Source organism: Streptomyces sp. Y1, assembly GCF_041053115.1.
GTDB lineage: Bacteria > Actinomycetota > Actinomycetes > Streptomycetales > Streptomycetaceae > Kitasatospora > Kitasatospora rubellomurina.
The window spans coordinates 2332510-2352094 of record NZ_CP163445.1 but is presented as its reverse complement, the minus strand read 5'-3'; the positions used below and the strand labels follow the sequence as shown (position 1 = coordinate 2352094).

The 19585-nt window shown below is 68.2% G+C and carries 13 protein-coding genes and 3 rRNA genes; 11 read left to right on the top strand and 5 right to left on the bottom strand.

What is annotated here, in order from left to right; genetic code table 11:
* Positions 1-209 precede the first annotated feature (209 nt).
* Both AB2U05_RS09835 and AB2U05_RS09830 read left to right on the top strand, forming a co-directional pair.
* Positions 210-1193, top strand: a complete 984-nt coding sequence (locus AB2U05_RS09835) for an acyl-ACP desaturase (protein ID WP_045708358.1) — start codon at positions 210-212, stop codon at positions 1191-1193.
* Positions 1194-1665: 472 nt separating this feature from the next.
* Positions 1666-1965: a DUF4193 domain-containing protein gene (locus tag AB2U05_RS09830; protein WP_030285479.1), complete on the top strand. Its 300-nt coding sequence runs from the start codon at positions 1666-1668 to the stop codon at positions 1963-1965.
* Positions 1966-2232: 267 nt separating this feature from the next.
* Here the strand turns inward: AB2U05_RS09830 and AB2U05_RS09825 are convergent, their stop codons facing one another.
* Positions 2233-2691 (bottom strand): DUF3093 domain-containing protein, encoded by a 459-nt coding sequence (locus tag AB2U05_RS09825; RefSeq protein WP_045698972.1) that lies wholly within the window; start codon positions 2689-2691, stop codon positions 2233-2235.
* A 193-nt stretch (positions 2692-2884) separates the two neighbouring features.
* On the opposite strand from AB2U05_RS09825, the gene AB2U05_RS09820 reads away from it, so the two are divergent.
* The 6 genes from AB2U05_RS09820 (at position 2885) to rrf (ending at position 10268) form a co-directional block, all read left to right on the top strand.
* A complete protein-coding gene (locus tag AB2U05_RS09820) occupies positions 2885-3424 on the top strand; it encodes a PaaI family thioesterase (RefSeq protein ID WP_045699004.1) in 540 nt (179 codons plus the stop codon).
* Positions 3421-3888 (top strand): dUTP diphosphatase, encoded by a 468-nt coding sequence (gene dut / locus AB2U05_RS09815; protein ID WP_045698974.1) that lies wholly within the window; start codon positions 3421-3423, stop codon positions 3886-3888. The genes AB2U05_RS09820 and dut overlap by 4 nt, the downstream gene beginning before the upstream one ends.
* A 69-nt stretch (positions 3889-3957) precedes the next feature.
* Entirely contained in the window at positions 3958-4749 is a 792-nt protein-coding gene (locus AB2U05_RS09810; protein ID WP_045699005.1) for a DUF3710 domain-containing protein, read from the top strand.
* 428 nt (positions 4750-5177) lie between these two features.
* Positions 5178-6701 (top strand): 16S ribosomal RNA (locus AB2U05_RS09805).
* A gap of 259 nt (positions 6702-6960) precedes the next feature.
* Positions 6961-10080 (top strand): 23S ribosomal RNA (locus tag AB2U05_RS09800).
* Between the two features lie 71 nt (positions 10081-10151).
* Positions 10152-10268, top strand: a 5S ribosomal RNA gene (rrf, locus tag AB2U05_RS09795).
* The 16S, 23S and 5S rRNA genes sit together here, the layout of an rRNA operon.
* Before the next feature lie 79 nt (positions 10269-10347).
* Here rrf and AB2U05_RS09790 read toward each other — a convergent pair.
* Together AB2U05_RS09790 and AB2U05_RS09785 are read right to left on the bottom strand one after the other, a co-directional pair.
* On the bottom strand, positions 10348-10800 hold the full coding sequence (locus tag AB2U05_RS09790; protein WP_045692748.1) for a GNAT family N-acetyltransferase: 453 nt from the start codon (positions 10798-10800) through the stop codon (positions 10348-10350).
* A gap of 76 nt (positions 10801-10876) precedes the next feature.
* Entirely contained in the window at positions 10877-11671 is a 795-nt protein-coding gene (locus tag AB2U05_RS09785; RefSeq protein ID WP_369183035.1) for a VOC family protein, read from the bottom strand.
* Positions 11672-11863: 192 nt separating this feature from the next.
* Between AB2U05_RS09785 and AB2U05_RS09780 the strand changes: the two genes are divergently transcribed.
* From AB2U05_RS09780 to AB2U05_RS09770, 3 genes are all read left to right on the top strand, one after another.
* A complete protein-coding gene (locus tag AB2U05_RS09780; protein ID WP_045711727.1) occupies positions 11864-14098 on the top strand; it encodes an ATP-dependent RecD-like DNA helicase in 2235 nt (744 codons plus the stop codon).
* 225 nt (positions 14099-14323) lie between these two features.
* On the top strand, positions 14324-15613 hold the full coding sequence (locus tag AB2U05_RS09775; protein ID WP_045692751.1) for a citrate synthase: 1290 nt from the start codon (positions 14324-14326) through the stop codon (positions 15611-15613).
* A 533-nt stretch (positions 15614-16146) separates the two neighbouring features.
* Positions 16147-16866 carry an SDR family NAD(P)-dependent oxidoreductase gene (locus AB2U05_RS09770; protein ID WP_045692752.1) on the top strand — a complete coding sequence of 240 codons (720 nt, stop codon included), beginning with the start codon at positions 16147-16149 and terminating at the stop codon, positions 16864-16866.
* A gap of 81 nt (positions 16867-16947) precedes the next feature.
* Here the strand turns inward: AB2U05_RS09770 and AB2U05_RS09765 are convergent, their stop codons facing one another.
* Both AB2U05_RS09765 and AB2U05_RS09760 read right to left on the bottom strand, forming a co-directional pair.
* Entirely contained in the window at positions 16948-19212 is a 2265-nt protein-coding gene (locus AB2U05_RS09765; protein WP_369183034.1) for a heavy metal translocating P-type ATPase, read from the bottom strand.
* A 72-nt stretch (positions 19213-19284) separates the two neighbouring features.
* Entirely contained in the window at positions 19285-19503 is a 219-nt protein-coding gene (locus tag AB2U05_RS09760) for a heavy-metal-associated domain-containing protein (protein WP_045692754.1), read from the bottom strand.
* Between the last annotated feature and the right edge of the window lie 82 nt (positions 19504-19585).

Sequence of the window (19585 nt, the reverse complement as noted above, 5' to 3'; positions counted from 1 at the left end):
GTTCCCAGCCGCCCCCGTCAGGCCCGTCAAGACGACATAAGGCCTGACGGGGGCGGCTTGTCTTTTCCCGCCCCGGCAACTTACGGTGTCGTAACCTACGCAACCGTAAGTGCGTCCGCCGGTGTGCCCGAGTCCGTGCCTCCGGCGGAGCGTCGAGTGCCCGCCCAACGCGCCCGTCCCGCGCGTGACCGTCTCCCGGGAGCAAGACCGTGACCATCGCCCCAGTGCAGAGCAGCACCTCGCTCGGATCGAGCGGCTGGACCGACACGCGACTGATCCTGGCCCTCGAAGAGGTCGTGGAGAAGGAGCTCGACCGCCACCTGGCCGTCGCCAAGGAGTGGATGCCGCACGAGTACGTGCCGTGGAGCCAGGGCCGCGACTTCGACGGCGTGCTGGGCGGCGAGGCCTGGGCGCTGGAGCAGTCCCGGGTGACGCCGCTGGGCCGGGTCTCGCTGATCGTGAACCTGCTGACCGAGGACAACCTGCCCAGCTACCACCACGAGATCGCCACCATGTTCGGCCGCGAGGGCGCCTGGGGCACCTGGGTGCACCGCTGGACCGCCGAGGAGGGCCGGCACGGGATAGCCATCCGCGACTTCCTGCTCGCCACCCGGGCCGTCGACCCGGTCGAGCTCGAGCGGGCCCGGATGAGCCACATGTCGGAGGGCTTCGAGTCCGACAACGCGCACAGCATGCTGCACTCGGTCGCGTACGTGGCCTTCCAGGAGCTGGCCACCCGCATCGCGCACCGCAACACCGGCAGGTACGCCGGCGACCCGCTGTGCGAGCAGCTGCTGGCGAAGATCGCCAACGACGAGAACCTGCACATGGTCTTCTACCGGAACCTGCTGAAGGCCGCCCTGGAGATCGCCCCCGACGAGGCCATGAGCGCCGTCCGCGACGTGGTCACCAACTTCCGGATGCCCGGCCACGGCATTCCCGGCTTCGAGCGCGCCGCCGCGCAGATCGCCCTCGGCGGGGTGTACAACCTGCGCATCCACCACGACGACGTGCTGCAGCCGGTGCTGCGCCACCTGCGCGTCATGGAGCTCGGCGGGCTGGGCGCGGAGGGCCTGCTGGCCCAGGACGAACTCGGGACCTTCCTGGACGGACTGGACACCCAGGCGCGCCGTTTCGACGAGCGCCAGCAGGCCAGGCTGGCCCGTCAGGCGGCCCGCCGGACCGCCGAGTAGGCCGGCTCCCGGGGCGGTCGGAGTGGGTGGATTTTCCGCGGTTTGCCCCGGAACATTCTGAACGTGACCAAGGTCACACCGTGTCGCTCCACGGTTTCGACCGACCTCGGAGAGTGATGATCCCCTTCGGGGTGTCGATCGCGGTCCGTGACCGGATTCGGCCATCCGGCCCGCCCGGAGGATTGCGCGGCACCCCTGGTGGGCAAGGGAATCGGCGGGTGCCGCAGCGCCCGCCGGTCACCGTGCGTGGCCGAAGATTCGGCTCCCGGGCCGGGTGGCGATGGCCCAGCGTGAGGCCCGTCGCGCCCCGATGGATCACCCCAACGGCCCCCCGGCTGAGTGTCGATTGAGTAACAGGGCTTGAAGTAAGGCAAAATCTCGCCCTCGGGTCGGGCACAAGAACGACCCCCCATGCGTTACGTGCGCTGGAGATACCGCACACACCGCACAACCCGGAGGGGGAGAGCGAACAATGGCAACGGACTACGACACCCCACGCAAGACCGACGACGAGCTCAACGAAGACAGCATCGAGGAACTCAAGGCTCGCCGGAACGACAAGGGCGGCAGCTCGGTCGACGTCGACGAGTTCGACGCGGCCGAGGGCATGGAACTGCCGGGCGCCGACCTCTCCAACGAGGAGCTCGCCGTCCGCGTGCTCCCGAAGCAGGCGGACGAGTTCACCTGCATGAGCTGCTTCCTGGTGCACCACCGCAGCCAGCTCTACAGCGAGAAGAACGGCAACCCGATCTGCCGGGACTGCGGCGCCTGAGCACCGCAGCGGACATTGCCCGGCGCCCGCGGCTCCCGCGGGACCGGCACACCGTCCCTTCCGGCCCCGGGCAGCGGGGCCGGACGGCAGACCCGGGAGCCGCCCGCACGGGCGGCGCGCCGGTAGGACGGAGTCGGACGGCGCCATGCCGGCCAGCACGAAGTCGTAGGGACGGTCCCGCAGCCGCGGAACCGTCCCTCTCCGTTTTGTCGGGCCCCGGTTCTCCGGGGCCCGTTGTCGTCCTGTCCGGGCACTCGCCCGGGGCGCTCAGGTACGGGCGCCGCGACGGGCCTCCTCCAGCGCCGCGGCCAGCTTCATCGGCGAGCGGGTCGACAGATAGAGGTACGGCGTCGGGTCGGCCGGATCGGTCACCTCGACCCGCAGCGCGGTCGGGACGTAGCTGCGCAGCAGCATGAAGGCGCGCGGATCGGCCTTCGGCCCGCGCCAGGCCGCGGCCTCGGCCGGGCTCAGCGCCTGGGCGGCGCCCAGGGCGTCCACCGGGATCCGGGCCGGGCCGGCCACCAGCGAGCCCTGGACCACCCGGATCCGGGCGGAGCCGTAGCTGCTGATCGCGACCGCGCCGGCGGCCACGCCGACCACCAGCCCGATCAGTGCGGCCAGGCCGCCGACCCGGATCAGGATCAGCGCGAGGGTGAGGCCGACTGCGACCGGGAGCAGCCACCAGGAGCGCGGCACCGTGAGGCGTTCGTCGTACATGCCCCCCATTGTGGGCGCCCTGACGGCCCCGGCGGCACGCCGCCCCCGCCCGAGGCTTTGCTACTGGTGGGTAGGGTTGGCTCCCGTGACCGGTACGACCACCCCCACCACCCCCGCCGACCGGCCGGCGCTCGCGACGCCGTCCGCTCCGGCCGCCTCCACCCCCACCACCACTCCCACCACCCCGCCGCCGGACGCCGTCCTGCCGGAGCGCCACCCCGACGCGCCCGCCCCCGGCACCCGGATCGGCTCCCACTACGAGCACTGCTTCGGCTGCGGCCCGCAGCACCCCGGCGGCCTGCGGATCGACGCGGTAGCCGGTGAAGGACTCGACGTCACCGCCGAGTTCACCGTCCGCGACTTCCACCAGGGCGGCCCCGGCCTGGCCCACGGCGGGCTGCTGACCACCGCCATGGACGAGATCCTCGGCGCGCTCAACTGGCTGCTGCACGCCCCCGGCGTGACCGGCCGGCTGGAGACCGACTTCCTCTCCCCGGTGCCCGTCGACTCGGTGCTGCACCTGCGCGCCCGGGTGACCGGAGTGCACGGACGGAAGGTGTACGGCGCCGCCGAGGCGCGGATCGGCGGACCGGACGGACCGGTCGCGGTGCGGGCACAGGCGCTCTTCATCCAGGTCAAGCTGGAACACTTCACCACGCACGGTCGTCCCGAGGACATCGAGAGGATCCTCGACGACCCGAAGCTGATGATGCGCGCACGAGCCTTTGAGGTGAACCCTTGAGCGAGACCCCCCGCCAGCCACTGGACGTCCTGATCCGGCGGATCGACCCCGAGCTGCCGCTGCCCGCGTACGCGCAGCCCGGCGACGCGGGAGCCGACCTGCGCACCACCGTCGACGCCGAACTCGCCCCCGGCGAGCGGGCCGTACTGCCCACCGGCATCGCGATCGCGCTCCCGGACGGCTACGCGGCCTTCGTCCACCCGCGCTCGGGGCTGGCAGCTCGTTGCGGAGTTGCCCTCGTGAACGCCCCGGGGACGGTCGATGCCGGGTACCGTGGAGAGATCAAGGTGATCGTCGTCAATCTGGACCCGCGCGAGGGGGTCAGCTTCCGCCGAGGGGACCGGATCGCCCAGCTGGTCATCCAGCAGGTCGAGAAGGCCCGCTTCCACGAGGTGGCCGAGCTGCCGGGGTCGGCACGCGCCGAGGGCGGGTTCGGGTCGACCGGTGGCCACGCCGCGGTCTAGCATTCCCGCGGCCTCGCAGGAAGCCGAGCAGGTATTCGCATCGGTCTTGGACCGGGAAGGACAGTGACCGTGTTCCGTCGTCGCCAGAAGAGCGAGGACGCTGTCGAGCAGCTCGCCGACGACGCCATCAGCGCCGACGAGACGGCCGATGACGTCGAAGGTTCCGCCGAGAGCGAGAACGTGACCGAGCTGGACCCGGCCGACAAGGTCGGCCTGCCGCCGGCCCCGCGGCCGGACGGCCCGTGGGACAGCTCCGAGCTGGAGAACCCCGAAGAGGGCCGCGTCGACCTCGGGGGCCTGCTGGTCCCGGGTGTCGAGGGCATGGAGCTGCGCGTCGAGGTCGCCGGTGACGCGATCGTCGCCGCGACGCTCGTGCTCGGCAACAGCGCCATCCAGCTCCAGGCCTTCGCCGCCCCGAAGTCGGAGGGCATCTGGGGGGAGGTCCGCGAGGAGATCGCCAACGGCATCACCTCGCAGGGCGGCATCGTCGAGGAGGAGGAGGGCCCGCTGGGCTGGCACCTCCGCGCCCAGGTCCCGGTGCAGCTGCCGGACGGCACCCAGGGCGTGCAGCTGGTGCGCTTCGTCGGTTGCGACGGGCCGCGCTGGTTCCTGCGCGGCGTGATCTCGGGCCAGGCCGCCGTGCAGCCCGAGATGGCCGGCATCCTGGAGCAGGTCTTCCGTCAGACGGTCGTCGTGCGCGGTGAGAGCCCGATGGCTCCGCGCGACCCGATCGTGCTGAAGCTTCCCGAGGACGCCCAGATGGTCGCGGACGGTGGCGGGGCGGCCGCTGCCACCGCGGAGAACCGCTTCGGCTCGCTCGACCCGTTCGCGCGCGGCCCGGAGATCACCGAGGTCCGCTGACCGTTCACCGGTCGTTCGCCGATCGCCCCCGTCCGGAAGCCCGGACGGGGGCGATTTGCATGTGGCGTGCCCGTCCCCGTACAGTTCCGGAGTCGCTGCGGGAGACCGGGGCGACAAGGCGGAAAGCGAATCCGATGAATGAAACTCCGGAAAACGGAGCGGAAAACATCTGATAAGCTGGAAACACGAAAGAACGAAGCGCCGGAGGGCCCGCTGGAAGGCGGCTCGAAGGAAGCGTCCGTTCCTTGAGAACTCAACAGCGTGCCAAAAGTCAACGCCAGATATGTTGACATCCCCGGCCTCAGGTTTCCTGGGGTTGGAGATTCCTTTTGAAATAAACACTAGCGAGGACGCAGTGCGCGGGGCCGCCCTATTCCGGTGGTTGCCGTGCCGCTCAACGCGGGTGTGGACCGGATTACCGGTAAACATTCACGGAGAGTTTGATCCTGGCTCAGGACGAACGCTGGCGGCGTGCTTAACACATGCAAGTCGAACGGTGAAGCCCTTCGGGGTGGATCAGTGGCGAACGGGTGAGTAACACGTGGGCAATCTGCCCTGCACTCTGGGACAAGCCCTGGAAACGGGGTCTAATACCGGATATGACCTGGGAGTGCATGCTCCTGGGTGTAAAGCTCCGGCGGTGCAGGATGAGCCCGCGGCCTATCAGCTTGTTGGTGGGGTAACGGCCCACCAAGGCGACGACGGGTAGCCGGCCTGAGAGGGCGACCGGCCACACTGGGACTGAGACACGGCCCAGACTCCTACGGGAGGCAGCAGTGGGGAATATTGCACAATGGGCGAAAGCCTGATGCAGCGACGCCGCGTGAGGGATGACGGCCTTCGGGTTGTAAACCTCTTTCAGCAGGGAAGAAGCGCAAGTGACGGTACCTGCAGAAGAAGCACCGGCTAACTACGTGCCAGCAGCCGCGGTAATACGTAGGGTGCGAGCGTTGTCCGGAATTATTGGGCGTAAAGAGCTCGTAGGCGGCCTGTCGCGTCGGATGTGAAAGCCCGGGGCTTAACCCCGGGTCTGCATTCGATACGGGCAGGCTGGAGTGTGGTAGGGGAGATCGGAATTCCTGGTGTAGCGGTGAAATGCGCAGATATCAGGAGGAACACCGGTGGCGAAGGCGGATCTCTGGGCCATTACTGACGCTGAGGAGCGAAAGCGTGGGGAGCGAACAGGATTAGATACCCTGGTAGTCCACGCCGTAAACGTTGGGAACTAGGTGTTGGCGACATTCCACGTCGTCGGTGCCGCAGCTAACGCATTAAGTTCCCCGCCTGGGGAGTACGGCCGCAAGGCTAAAACTCAAAGGAATTGACGGGGGCCCGCACAAGCAGCGGAGCATGTGGCTTAATTCGACGCAACGCGAAGAACCTTACCAAGGCTTGACATATGCCGGAAACATCCAGAGATGGGTGCCCCCTTGTGGTCGGTATACAGGTGGTGCATGGTTGTCGTCAGCTCGTGTCGTGAGATGTTGGGTTAAGTCCCGCAACGAGCGCAACCCTTGTTCTGTGTTGCCAGCATGCCTTTCGGGGTGATGGGGACTCACAGGAGACTGCCGGGGTCAACTCGGAGGAAGGTGGGGACGACGTCAAATCATCATGCCCCTTATGTCTTGGGCTGCACACGTGCTACAATGGTCGGTACAAAGGGCTGCGATGCCGTGAGGCGGAGCGAATCCCAAAAAGCCGGCCTCAGTTCGGATTGGGGTCTGCAACTCGACCCCATGAAGTTGGAGTTGCTAGTAATCGCAGATCAGCATGCTGCGGTGAATACGTTCCCGGGCCTTGTACACACCGCCCGTCACGTCACGAAAGTCGGTAACACCCGAAGCCGGTGGCCTAACCCGTAAGGGGAGGAGCCGTCGAAGGTGGGACCAGCGATTGGGACGAAGTCGTAACAAGGTAGCCGTACCGGAAGGTGCGGCTGGATCACCTCCTTTCTAAGGAGCACATAGCAGCTTCGGGCGAATGTCCCGGAGTGCTCGCTCATGGGTGGAACGTTGACTATTCGGCACAGGAAGAGATCGGATCGTTAGTACTGCCTTCGGGCGTGGAACGTGGTCGGGGATTGACTGTGTCGGGCACGTTGTTGGGTCCTGAGGGAACGGAAACGTTGTCTCAGTGGTTGCCGGTCCCATGCTTGTTGAGGTGGGTGACTGGTCGTTGTTTGAGAACTGCACAGTGGACGCGAGCATCTGTGGCCAAGTTTTTAAGGGCGCACGGTGGATGCCTTGGCACTAGGAACCGATGAAGGACGTGGGAGGCCGCGATAGGCCCCGGGGAGCTGTCAACCGAGCTTTGATCCGGGGGTGTCCGAATGGGGAAACCCGGCAGTCGTCATGGGCTGTCACCCGCTGCTGAACACATAGGCAGTGTGGAGGGAACGCGGGGAAGTGAAACATCTCAGTACCCGCAGGAAGAGAAAACAACCGTGATTCCGGGAGTAGTGGCGAGCGAAACTGGATGAGGCTAAACCGTTTGGTGTGAGACCCGGCAGGGGTTGCCAATCGGGGTCGTGGGAATGAGCTTGATCGGTCTGCCGGCCGGTCGGCGAGTCAGAAACCGTATGGGTAGTCGAAGGACATGCGAAAGGTCCGGCGTAGAGGGTAAGACCCCCGTAGACGAAATCTGTACGGCTTGCTTGCTCATCTCCCAAGTAGCACGGGGCCCGAGAAATCCCGTGTGAATCTGGCGGGACCACCCGCTAAGCCTAAATATTCCCTAGTGACCGATAGCGGATAGTACCGTGAGGGAATGGTGAAAAGTACCGCGGGAGCGGAGTGAAATAGTACCTGAAACCGTGTGCCTACAAGCCGTGGGAGCGTCGTCAGTCAGCTTGCTGGCTGGCCGTGACTGCGTGCCTTTTGAAGAATGAGCCTGCGAGTTTGCGGTGTGTAGCGAGGTTAACCCGTGTGGGGTAGCCGTAGCGAAAGCGAGTCCGAATAGGGCGACTGAGTTGCATGCCCAAGACCCGAAGCGGAGTGATCTAGCCATGGGCAGGTTGAAGCGCGGGTAAGACCGTGTGGAGGACCGAACCCACCAGGGTTGAAAACCTGGGGGATGACCTGTGGTTAGGGGTGAAAGGCCAATCAAACTCCGTGATAGCTGGTTCTCCCCGAAATGCATTTAGGTGCAGCGTCACGTGTTTCTTGCCGGAGGTAGAGCACTGGATAGGCGATGGGCCTCACCGGGTTACTGACCTTAGCCAAACTCCGAATGCCGGTAAGTGAGAGCGTGGCAGTGAGACTGTGGGGGATAAGCTCCATGGTCGAGAGGGAAACAGCCCAGAACACCGACTAAGGTCCCTAAGCGTGTGCTAAGTGGGAAAGGATGTGGAGTCGCAGAGACAACCAGGAGGTTGGCTTAGAAGCAGCCACCCTTGAAAGAGTGCGTAATAGCTCACTGGTCAAGTGATTCCGCGCCGACAATGTAGCGGGGCTCAAGCACATCACCGAAGTCGTGTCATTGCAACGTGAAGGCCTAACGCGTTGCTGTGATGGGTAGGGGAGCGTCGTGTGCCGGGTGAAGCGGCGGTGGAAACCAGTCGTGGACGGTATACGAGTGAGAATGCAGGCATGAGTAGCGATACAAGAGTGGGAAACTCTTGCGCCGATTGACCAAGGGTTCCTGGGTCAAGCTGATCTGCCCAGGGTAAGTCGGGACCTAAGGCGAGGCCGACAGGCGTAGTCGATGGACAACGGGTTGATATTCCCGTACCCGCTTTGAAGCGCCAACGCTGAACCTTCTGATGCTAAGCCCGTGAAGCCGTCCCGGAGCCTTCGGGCAAAGGGAAGTGGTGGAGCCGGTGACCCAACGGGGTAGTAGGTGAGCGATGGGGTGACGCAGGAAGGTAGTCCAGCCCGGGCGGTGGTTGTCCCGGGGTAAGGGTGTAGGCCGAGTGATAGGCAAATCCGTCACTCATTAAGGCTGAGACCTGATGCCGAGCCGATTGTGGTGAAGTGGATGATCCTATGCTGTCGAGAAAAGCCTCTAGCGAGTTTCATGGCGGCCCGTACCCCAAACCGACTCAGGTGGTCAGGTAGAGAATACCGAGGCGTTCGGGTGAACTATGGTTAAGGAACTCGGCAAAATGCCCCCGTAACTTCGGGAGAAGGGGGGCCATTCCTGGTGACGAGTCTTGCACTCCGAGCTGGGGGTGGCCGCAGAGACCAGCGAGAAGCGACTGTTTACTAAAAACACAGGTCCGTGCGAAGCCGTAAGGCGATGTATACGGACTGACGCCTGCCCGGTGCTGGAACGTTAAGGGGACCGGTTAGCTTTGATTCGTCGAGGCGAAGCTGAGAACTTAAGCGCCAGTAAACGGCGGTGGTAACTATAACCATCCTAAGGTAGCGAAATTCCTTGTCGGGTAAGTTCCGACCTGCACGAATGGCGTAACGACTTCTCGACTGTCTCAACCATAGGCCCGGTGAAATTGCATTACGAGTAAAGATGCTCGTTTCGCGCAGCAGGACGGAAAGACCCCGGGACCTTTACTATAGCTTGATATTGGTGTTCGGTTCGGCTTGTGTAGGATAGGTGGGAGACTGTGAAAGCCCAACGCCAGTTGGGTGGGAGTCGTCGTTGAAATACCACTCTGGTCGTGCTGGATGTCTAACCTGGGTCCGTGATCCGGATCAGGGACAGTGTCTGGTGGGTAGTTTAACTGGGGCGGTTGCCTCCTAAAGGGTAACGGAGGCGCCCAAAGGTTCCCTCAGCCTGGTTGGCAATCAGGTGTTGAGTGTAAGTGCACAAGGGAGCTTGACTGTGAGACTGACGGGTCGAGCAGGTACGAAAGTAGGGACTAGTGATCCGGCGGTGGCTTGTGGAAGCGCCGTCGCTCAACGGATAAAAGGTACCCCGGGGATAACAGGCTGATCTTCCCCAAGAGTCCATATCGACGGGATGGTTTGGCACCTCGATGTCGGCTCGTCGCATCCTGGGGCTGGAGTAGGTCCCAAGGGTTGGGCTGTTCGCCCATTAAAGCGGTACGCGAGCTGGGTTTAGAACGTCGTGAGACAGTTCGGTCCCTATCCGCTGTGCGCGTAGGAGTGTTGAGAAGGGCTGTCCCTAGTACGAGAGGACCGGGACGGACGAACCTCTGGTGTGCCAGTTGTTCTGCCAAGGGCATGGCTGGTTGGCTACGTTCGGGAGGGATAACCGCTGAAAGCATCTAAGCGGGAAGCCTGCTTCGAGATGAGCACTCCCACCTCCTTGAGAGGGTAAGGCTCCCAGTAGACGACTGGGTTGATAGGCCGGGTATGGAAGCCCTGTGAGGGGTGGAGTTGACCGGTACTAATAGGCCGAGGGCTTGTCCTCAGTTGCTCGCGTCCACTGTGTTGTTCTGAAACAACGACCGCCTTGCCGGCGGGTCGACAGTTTCATAGTGTTTCGGTGGTCATAGCGTGAGGGAAACGCCCGGTTACATTCCGAACCCGGAAGCTAAGCCTCACAGCGCCGATGGTACTGCAGGGGGGACCCTGTGGGAGAGTAGGACGCCGCCGAACAATTCTTCAGAAAAGGCCCGCCCGGGTTCCCGGGTGGGCCTTTTCGCGTTTCCGGCACGCGGGTGCCGGCGGGTGGTTGTCAGAGCATCAGCTTGAAGCCGACGTGCGACGGCTCGAAACCGAGGCGCTCGTAGAAGCGGTGCGCGTCGGCGCGGGTCGCGTCGGAGGTGAGCTGGACGATCGCGGCGCCGAGGTTGCGGGAGCAGCGGACGGCCCACTGGATCAGTTCGGTGCCGAGGCCGCTGCCGCGCTCGTCGGCGTGGATGCGGACGGCCTCGATGAGGGTGCGGCTGGCGCCCTTGCGGGAGAGGCCGGGGATCAGGGTGAGCTGCAGGGTGCCGACGACGCGGCCGGCGCGTTCGGCCACGACCAGGTGCTGGTTCGGGTCGGCGTCGATGCGCGCGAAGGCGGCCCGGTAGGGGGCGGGGTCGCCGGGGGTCTCGCGGGTGGCGCCCAGAGGGTCGTCGGCGAGCATGGCCACTATGGCGGGCAGGTCGGCGACGGTGGCCTGGCGGATCGTGAGGTCGCTCATGGCATCGGGAGTCTAGTCGCCCGCCCGTCGCTCGTTCAGGGGGCCTTCCAGCCCCTTCTCGGGGACGAACGGCCCGTCACTCCCCGCTCCCGGTACTGGTGATGACGGCGAAGGGCGCGCGGTGCCGGTCGAGGAGTCGGGCGAGCCGGCCGACGCCGTGGACGTCCGTGGCGGGGAGGCTGACGGTGGCGCCGAGCTTCTCGGCGGTGGCGAGGGCCGCGTCGGCGTCGGGGACCTCGAAGTAGGGCAGCCAGTGCGAGGAGGTGCCGCGCGCGGTGTGCCGGGGGTCGAGCTGCACGAGGCCGCCGTGGGCGTCGTCGGTGCCGCCGCCGGCCGGGGTGAGGACGGTGTAGAGGAGCGCTTCGCCGATCGGGACGTCCCGCTCCTGCCAGCCGAAGACCGCCCGGTAGAAGGACTTGGCGCGTTCGGCGTCGATGCTGTGGCACTCCGTCCAGCAGAGGCTGCCGGGTTGGGTGACGACGCCCAGGCCGCGGGTGTCGTGCGGCTGCCAGACGGCGAAGTCGGCGCCGGTGGGGTCGGTGTAGCCGGCCATCCGGCCCGCGGTGAAGACGTCGAAGGGGGTGAACCGGACGCGGCCGCCGGCCTGGTCGACGAGTCCGGTGGTGCGGTCGGCGTCGAGGGTGGCGAAGTACACCGTCCAGCTCGGCAGGGTGCCCTCCTCGGGGAGCGGGCCGAGGGCGGCGACCGTCCGGCCGTCGAGCTTGAAGAAGCCGTAGCCGCCGGCCTCGGGGCCGGCCGAGTCGAAGGTCCAGCCGAACAGGGCGGTGTAGAAGTCGGCGGAGGCCCGGGTGTCGGGGCTGCTCAGCTCCAGCCAGACGGGGGTGCCGGGGCGGTAGGCGGTGGTGAGCATGGCGGTGCTGCTTCCTCGGACGGGCCCGGGCGGGCGCGGTCGACGGCCCCCTCGTCCTCCTCAGCCTGGCACCTCGGTGGGGGTGGTGCACGGCGGGTCCGCGGGCCGTTCCGGCGGCTTCGGGCGCTGTCGGCGCGGGGCGGTACGGTGCGTACCGGATAGGTCCACCCGAACCGGTCGAAGGGGGCTCCGGTGAGCAGGAAGGCGCAGTCGGGGCAGCAGGCTCCGCTCCAGCTCGCGCAGGTCGAGGGCGTGCTGGAGCGGATCACGTACGCCAACGAGGAGACCGGCTACACGGTGGCCCGGGTGGACACCGGCCGGGGCGGGAACGACCTGCTGACGGTGGTGGGGGCGCTGCTGGGGGCGCAGGTCGGGGAGTCGCTGCGGCTGCACGGGCGGTGGGGCTCGCACCCGCAGTACGGGCGGCAGTTCACGGTGGAGAACTACACGACGGTGCTGCCGGCCACCGTGCAGGGCATCCAGCGGTACCTGGGCTCGGGGCTGATCAAGGGGATCGGGCCGCGGTTCGCCGAGCGGATCGTGGAGCGGTTCGGGGTGGACACCCTGGAGGTGATCGAGAACGAGCCGGGCCGGCTGATCGAGGTGCCGGGCCTGGGACCGAAGCGGACGAAGAAGATCGCGGCGGCCTGGGAGGAGCAGAAGGCCATCAAGGAGGTGATGGTCTTCCTGCAGGGGGTCGGGGTGTCGACCTCGTTGGCCGTGCGGATCTACAAGCAGTACGGCGACGCCTCGATCGGGGTGGTGAGGAACGAGCCGTACAAGCTGGCCTCGGACGTGTGGGGCATCGGCTTCCTGACGGCGGACCGGATCGCGCAGGCGGTGGGGATCCCGCACGACAGCCCGGAGCGGGTGAAGGCCGGGCTGCAGTACGCGCTCTCGCAGAGCAGCGACCAGGGGCACTGCTACTTGCCGGAGGAGCGGCTGATCGCGGACGGCGTGAAGTTGCTGCAGGTGGACGTCGGGCTGGTGATCGACTGCCTGGCCGAACTGGTGGCGGCGGAGGGCGTGGTGCGCGAGTCGGTGCCGGGGGAGGGCGGCGAGCCGATCACGGCGGTCTACCTGGTGCCGTTCCACCGGGCGGAGATCTCGCTGGCCAACCAGCTGCTGCGGCTGCTGCGTTCGGACACCGACCGGATGCCGTGGTTCGGGAACGTGGACTGGCCGGTGGCGCTGGAGTGGCTGGCGAAGCGGACCGGGGCCCAGCTGGCGCCGGAACAGGAGCAGTCGGTGCGGCTGGCGTTGACCGAGAAGGTCGCGGTGCTGACCGGGGGGCCGGGCTGCGGCAAGTCGTTCACGGTGAAGTCGATCGTGACGCTGGCGCTGGCGAAGCGGGCGAAGGTGGTGCTGGCGGCGCCGACCGGGCGGGCGGCGAAGCGGCTGGCGGAGCTGACCGGGGCGGAGGCCTCGACGGTGCACCGGCTGCTGGAGCTGAAGCCGGGCGGGGACGCAGCGTACGACCGGGACCGGCCGCTGGACGCCGACCTGGTGGTGGTGGACGAGGCCTCGATGCTGGACCTGATCCTGGCGAACAAGCTGGTCAAGGCGGTGCCGCCGGGTGCCCACCTGCTGTTCGTGGGGGACGTGGACCAGCTGCCCTCGGTGGGGGCCGGCGAGGTGCTGCGGGACCTGCTGGCGGAGGGCGGGCCGATCCCCTCGGTGCGGCTGACCCGGATCTTCCGGCAGGCCCAGCAGTCGGGGGTGGTGACGAACGCGCACCGGATCAACGAGGGGAAGCCGCCGCTGACGGACGGTCTGGCGGACTTCTTCCTGTTCGCGGAGGACGACGCCGAGCGGGCGGCCGGGCTGACGGTGGACGTGGTGGCGCGGCGGATCCCGCAGAAGTTCGGCTTCGACCCGCGCCGGGACGTGCAGGTGCTGGCGCCGATGCACCGGGGCCCGGCCGGGGCGGGGAACCTGAACACGCTGTTGCAGGCGGCGGTGACGCCGGCCCGGGAGGGGCTGGCCGAACGCCGTTTCGGCGGCCGTACGTTCCGGGTGGGGGACAAGGTCACCCAGGTCCGCAACAACTACGACAAGGGGCGCAACGGCGTCTTCAACGGCACAGTGGGTGTGGTGACCGCCCTCAGCGCGGACGACCAGCGCCTGACGGTGCTGACCGACGAGGACGAGGAGGTGGGGTACGACTTCGACGAGCTGGACGAGCTGGCGCACGCGTACGCGGTGACCATCCACCGCTCGCAGGGCAGCGAGTACCCGGTCGTGGTGATTCCGGTCACGATGTCCGCTTGGACGATGCTCCAGCGGAATCTGCTCTACACCGCCGTGACCAGGGCCAGGAAACTCGTCGTGCTGGTCGGGTCACGGAAGGCGATCGCGCAGGCCGTGCGGGCCGTCAGTGCTGGTCGGCGGCATGCGGCCCTCGATCATAGGCTGGCGACTGGATGATTATCCAACCGGATCGTTGCCTCTAATGTTCTCTTGACGTGAAGAGATTTACGGCAGAGCCTAGGGTGGTGCCGATCTTGTCCGGTTCGTACCGGCAACGGCAATAGGTTTTGTAGGGGCGGGCCCTATCGGGCCACCCCGGGTGCGCGACTGTCCTCCGGATGGGGGATGGTAGAGACAGTCAGGGCACCTTGGAAGAGGATTCATTTCGTCGGTGAGGAAGACGTGAGCGACAACTCGGTAGTACTGCGGTACCAGGACGGCGAGTACGAGTACCCCGTCGTCGAGAGCACTGCGGGCAACGCCGGCTTCGACATCTCGAAGCTGCTCCCGCAGACCGGCCTGGTCACCCTGGACAACGGCTTCGGCAACACCGCCGCCTACAAGTCCGCGATCACCTTCGTGGACGGCGACAACGGCATCCTGCGGTACCGCGGCTACCCGATCGAGCAGCTCGCCTCGCAGGGCGGCTTCATCGAGACCGCGTACCTCCTGATCAACGGCGAGCTGCCCGACGCGGGCCAGCTGGAGCAGTTCAACCGCGAGATCACCCAGCACACCCTGCTGCACGAGGACGTCAAGCGCTTCTTCCAGGGCTTCCCGCGGGACGCCCACCCGATGGCCATGCTGTCCTCGGTGGTCGGCGCGCTCTCCACGTTCTACCCGGAGAGCCACAACCCGTTCGACGCGGACCAGCGCCACCTGTCGACCGTCCGCCTGCTGGCCAAGCTGCCGACGATCGCCGCGTACGCGTACAAGAAGGCGATGGGCCAGCCCTTCGTCTACCCGCGCAACGACCTGAGCTACGTCGAGAACTTCCTGCGGATGACCTTCGCCGTCCCCGCCGAGGACTACGAGCTCAACCCGGTCGTCGTCAACGCGCTGGACAAGCTGCTCATCCTGCACGCGGACCACGAGCAGAACTGCTCGACCTCCACCGTGCGCCTGGTCGGCTCCAGCCACGCCAACCTGTTCGCGTCCATCTCGGCCGGCATCTCGGCCCTGTGGGGCCCGCTGCACGGTGGCGCCAACCAGGCCGTCCTGGAGATGCTGGAGAGCATCAAGAAGGACGGCGGCGACGTCGACGCGTTCATCACGAAGGTGAAGAACAAGGAAGCCGGCGTCAAGCTGATGGGCTTCGGCCACCGCGTCTACAAGGCCTTCGACCCGCGCGCCGCGCAGGTCAAGCAGCTCGCGCACGAGGTCCTCGGCCAGCTCGGCAAGAACGACGAGCTGCTGGAGATCGCGCTCAAGCTGGAGGAGCACGCCCTCAAGGACGACTTCTTCATCTCGCGCAAGCTGTACCCGAACGTGGACTTCTACACCGGCCTGATCTACCGCGCCATGGGCTTCCCGACCAGCATGTTCACCGTGCTGTTCGCCCTCGGCCGGCTGCCGGGCTGGATCGCCCACTGGCACGAGATGATCAACGACCCGACCAGCCGGATCGGCCGCCCGCGCCAGATCTACACCGGCGTCGCGATCCGCGACTACGTCGCGCTCGACCAGCGCTGACCTGAAAACCGCAGGGGCCCGGCCGCAGAACGCGCGGCCGGGCCCCTGTGCGTTCCCGCGCGAGTGGGGCCAAAGGGCCCACGCGGGGACGCGGCCGTACGGCGCACGACTCCGGGGCCGGCCGCAGCCGGGGACGGCCGCTCAAAGCGTCCCCGGCCCGCCGGCAGCCCGGTGCCGTGCGCGAAGGCCGTCGAGAACGACGACCGTCCCGGGGCCCGCCGGAGCCCCGTCGGCGGCAGCCGGTGGAACCGATCGGGACGCGTTGCCGTTCGTCGTCCCGGCCCGCCGGAAAACTGCCGCACTACCAACCTAAGACGTATCAGGGTGCGAGAAGTTACGCCCGGGGGGTGTGAGCTGCCTCTCGCCACGCTCCGTGTGCGCGTCGTACCGGGCCCATACCACACCTTCCCCCGCGCCCGACGTCACCCTCCCCGCAGTCACGGCAACCGAGCGTGATAGGAATCGTGGCATTCCGGTACGGACCGTCGCGCACCCTCGTAGCGCGTCGGCGGAACTGGGGAGGGAGTGCGCAGATGGCCAGGAACGTCGTCGTCACCGGCGGTGGTACGGGAATCGGGTACGAAGTCGCGCGACGGTTCGCCGAGGCCGGCGAACAGGTCGTGATCGTGGGCCGCCGCCGGGCGGTCCTGGAGAAGGCCGCGGCCGACCTCGGCCCGGGCGTCACCCCGCTGGTCTGCGACCTCGCCGACCCGGACGCCGTCGAGGACGCGCTGCGTGAACTGCCCGAGCGGATCGACGTGCTGGTGAACAACGCCGGCAGCCGGGAGACCGTGATCGGCGGCGGGCCGCACGCCCTGCTCGCCCGCTGGCGCGGAGACTTCGAGCGCAACGTGCTGACCGTGGTGCTGCTCACCGAGTCGATCCGCGACCGGCTCACCGTGGGCTCCGGCCGGGTCGTCACCATCAGCTCCATCGCCGCGCTGCGCGGGGCCGGCTCGTACGGCGCCGCGAAGGCCTCGCTGCACGCCTGGAACCACTTCCTGGCCGCCCAGTTGGGCACCTCGGGCATCACCGCCAACATCGTCGCGCCGGGGACGGTCAGCGGCACCGAGTTCTTCGGGCCCCGGCTGGACGAGGCCGAGGTGGCCCGCCGGGCGGCGCGCACGCTGCTCGGCCGGATCGGCGAGACCGGGGAGGTCGCGGCGGCCGTGCACTTCCTCGCCTCGCCCGAGGCCGGGTTCATCACCGGCGAGATCCTGCACTGCAACGGCGGCGAGCTGCTGGGGCGTTGAGGCGCGCTTCCACGGGCCTGCGGAAGGGCCCCGGACCGGTCGACCGGTCCGGGGCCCTTCGCGCGTGCTCGGGGCGGCCGCTCAGGACGGCTGGAAGCGGCGCAGCCGGAGGCTGTTGGTGAGCACGAAGACCGAGGAGAAGGCCATCGCGGCGCCCGCGATCATCGGGTTGAGCAGTCCGGCCGCCGCCAGCGGGATCGCCGCCGCGTTGTAGCCGAAGGCCCAGCACAGGTTGCCCCTGATGGTGCCCAGGGTGCGGCGGGAGAGCCGGATGGCGTCCGCGGCGGCGCGCAGGTCGCCGCGGACCAGGGTGAGGTCGCCGGCCTCGATGGCGGCGTCCGTACCGGTGCCCATCGCCAGGCCCAGGTCGGCCCGGGCGAGCGCGGCCGCGTCGTTGACGCCGTCGCCGACCATCGCGACGACCCTGCCCTCGGCCTGCAGCCGCTCGACCGTCGCGACCTTGTCCTCGGGCAGCACCTCGGCGATCACGTGCTGCGGCTCGATGCCGACCTCGGCGGCCACGGCCTCGGCCACCGCCCGGTTGTCGCCGGTCAGTAGCACCGGGGTCAGGCCCAGCGCGCGCAGCCCGGCGATCGCCTCGACGCTGGTCGGCCGGACCGCGTCGGCGACCTCCAGGACGGCCCGGGCCTCGCCGTCCCAGCCGACCGTGATCGCGGTGCGCCCGGCCGCCTCGGCGGCGGCCGCCGCGCGGGCCAGGGCGGGCGGCAGGTGCTGGGCGCGGTCGGCGAGCAGGGCCTCGCGTCCGGCGACCACCTCGCGGCCCTCGACGACCCCCTGCACGCCCCGGCCGGGGAGGTTCCGGAACCGGTCGACCGGCGGCAGCGCCCCGGTCCGGTCCGCGGCCGCCGCGGCGATCGCGGCGCCGATCGGGTGCTCGGAGGCGTGCTCCAGGGCGCCGGCCAGGCGCAGCGCCTCGGCCTCGGTGACGCCCTCGGCGGTGTGCACGGCGAGCAGGGTCATCCGGCCGGTGGTGACGGTGCCGGTCTTGTCCAGGACGACGGTGTCGACGGCTCGGGTGGTCTCCAGCACCTCCGGGCCCTTGATCAGGATGCCGAGCTGGGCGCCGCGGCCGGTGCCGACCATGAGGGCGGTGGGGGTGGCCAGGCCGAGGGCGCACGGGCAGGCGATGATCAGCACGGCGACGGCGGCGGTGAACGCCTCGGTCGGGCTGTCGGAGACCAGCAGCCAGGCCACCAGGGTGGTCAGCGCGATCAGGATGACCACCGGGACGAAGACGGCGGAGATCCGGTCGGCGAGGCGCTGGGCGGCGGCCTTGCCGTTCTGCGCGTCCTCGACGAGCTTGGCCATCCGGGCCAGCCGGGTGTCCGCGCCGACCCGGGTCGCCTCGACGACCAGCCGGCCGCCGGCGTTGACGGTGGCGCCGGTGACGGCGTCGCCGACCCCGACCTCGACCGGTACGGACTCGCCGGTCAGCATCGAGGCGTCGATCGCGGAGCCGCCCTCGACCACGGTGCCGTCGGTGGCGATCTTCTCGCCCGGCCGCACCACGAAGCGCATCCCCACGGCGAGCCCGGCCACCGGCACGCGGACCTCGCGGCCGCCGCGCAGCACCGCCACGTCCTTGGCGCCGAGGTCCAGCAGGGCATGCAGGGCGGCGCCGGCCCGGCGTTTGGAGCGGGCCTCCAGGAACCGGCCGAGCAGGATCAGCACGGTGACAGCGGCGGCCGTCTCCAGGTACAGGCTGGAGGAGGGGTCGGTGGCGCCGATCGAGAGCGGGGAGCCGTGGTGCGTCCCCGGCCGGCCGGCGTGGCCGAGGAACAGCGCCCAGCAGGACCAGCCGAAGGCGGCCAGGGTGCCGAGCGAGACCAGGGTGTCCATGGTCGCGGCGCCGTGCTTGAGGTTGGTCCAGGCGGCCCGGTGGAACGGCAGGCCGCCGTGGACGACGACCGGGCCGGTGAGCGCGAAGGCCAGCCACTGCCAGTTGTCGAACTGCAGGGCCGGGACCATGGAGAGCAGGACCACCGGGACGCTCAGCACGGCGCTGGTCAGCAGCCGCTCGCGCAGGGGATCGGGCAGGGGGCCGGGCTCCTCGGCGACGGCGGTCTCCGGTGCGGGCTCGGCCGGGGGCGGCGGGGGTTCGGCGGTGTAGCCGGTCCGCTCCACCGTGGCGATCAGGTCCTCGACCGTGACACCGGGGCCGTACTCCACCCGGGCCTTCTCGGTGGCGAAGTTGACGGTCGCCTCGACGCCGTCCATCCGGTTGAGCTTCTTCTCGATCCGGGCGGCGCAGGAGGCGCAGGTCATCCCCCCGATCGACAGCTCGACCAGGCCGCCGGCCTCGACGTCGGGGGCTGAGGTGGTCATGCGGGTGTGCTCCTTGCTGAGGGTGTGCGGCCGGGCCGGTGGTTCGGACCGGGCCCGGCCGCACCTCGGGGCTCAGGCGCTGCGGCCGACCAGCTCGTAGCCGGCCTCGTCGATCGCGGCGGCGATCTGCTCGTCCGTGAGCGGGGCGAGCGAGGAGACCGTCACGGTGCCGGCGGCGGAGTCGGCCGAGACGCCGGTGACGCCGTCCAGGGCGGAGAGCTCGGAGCTGATCGCCTTCTCGCAGTGGCCGCAGCTCATGCCGGACACGGTGTAGGTGATGGTGCTGGACATCGGGGCCTCCTGGGGGCGGTAGCGGTGGTCTCGGTGAACTGTCGTCTCCGACCTCGGTGACACCATACCCCCACGGGGTATG

What these genes read in the sequence shown, in the direction of transcription:
- AB2U05_RS09830 (WP_030285479.1), top strand. Translation starts at nt 1,666, where the DNA reads ATGGCAACGGACTACGACACCCCACGCAAGACCGACGACGAGCTCAAC.
- AB2U05_RS09825 (WP_045698972.1), bottom strand. Translation starts at nt 2,691, where the DNA reads ATGGGGGGCATGTACGACGAACGCCTCACGGTGCCGCGCTCCTGGTGG.
- AB2U05_RS09790 (WP_045692748.1), bottom strand. Translation starts at nt 10,800, where the DNA reads ATGAGCGACCTCACGATCCGCCAGGCCACCGTCGCCGACCTGCCCGCC.
- AB2U05_RS09785 (WP_369183035.1), bottom strand. Translation starts at nt 11,671, where the DNA reads ATGCTCACCACCGCCTACCGCCCCGGCACCCCCGTCTGGCTGGAGCTG.
- AB2U05_RS09770 (WP_045692752.1), top strand. Translation starts at nt 16,147, where the DNA reads ATGGCCAGGAACGTCGTCGTCACCGGCGGTGGTACGGGAATCGGGTAC.
- AB2U05_RS09765 (WP_369183034.1), bottom strand. Translation starts at nt 19,212, where the DNA reads ATGACCACCTCAGCCCCCGACGTCGAGGCCGGCGGCCTGGTCGAGCTG.
- AB2U05_RS09760 (WP_045692754.1), bottom strand. Translation starts at nt 19,503, where the DNA reads ATGTCCAGCACCATCACCTACACCGTGTCCGGCATGAGCTGCGGCCAC.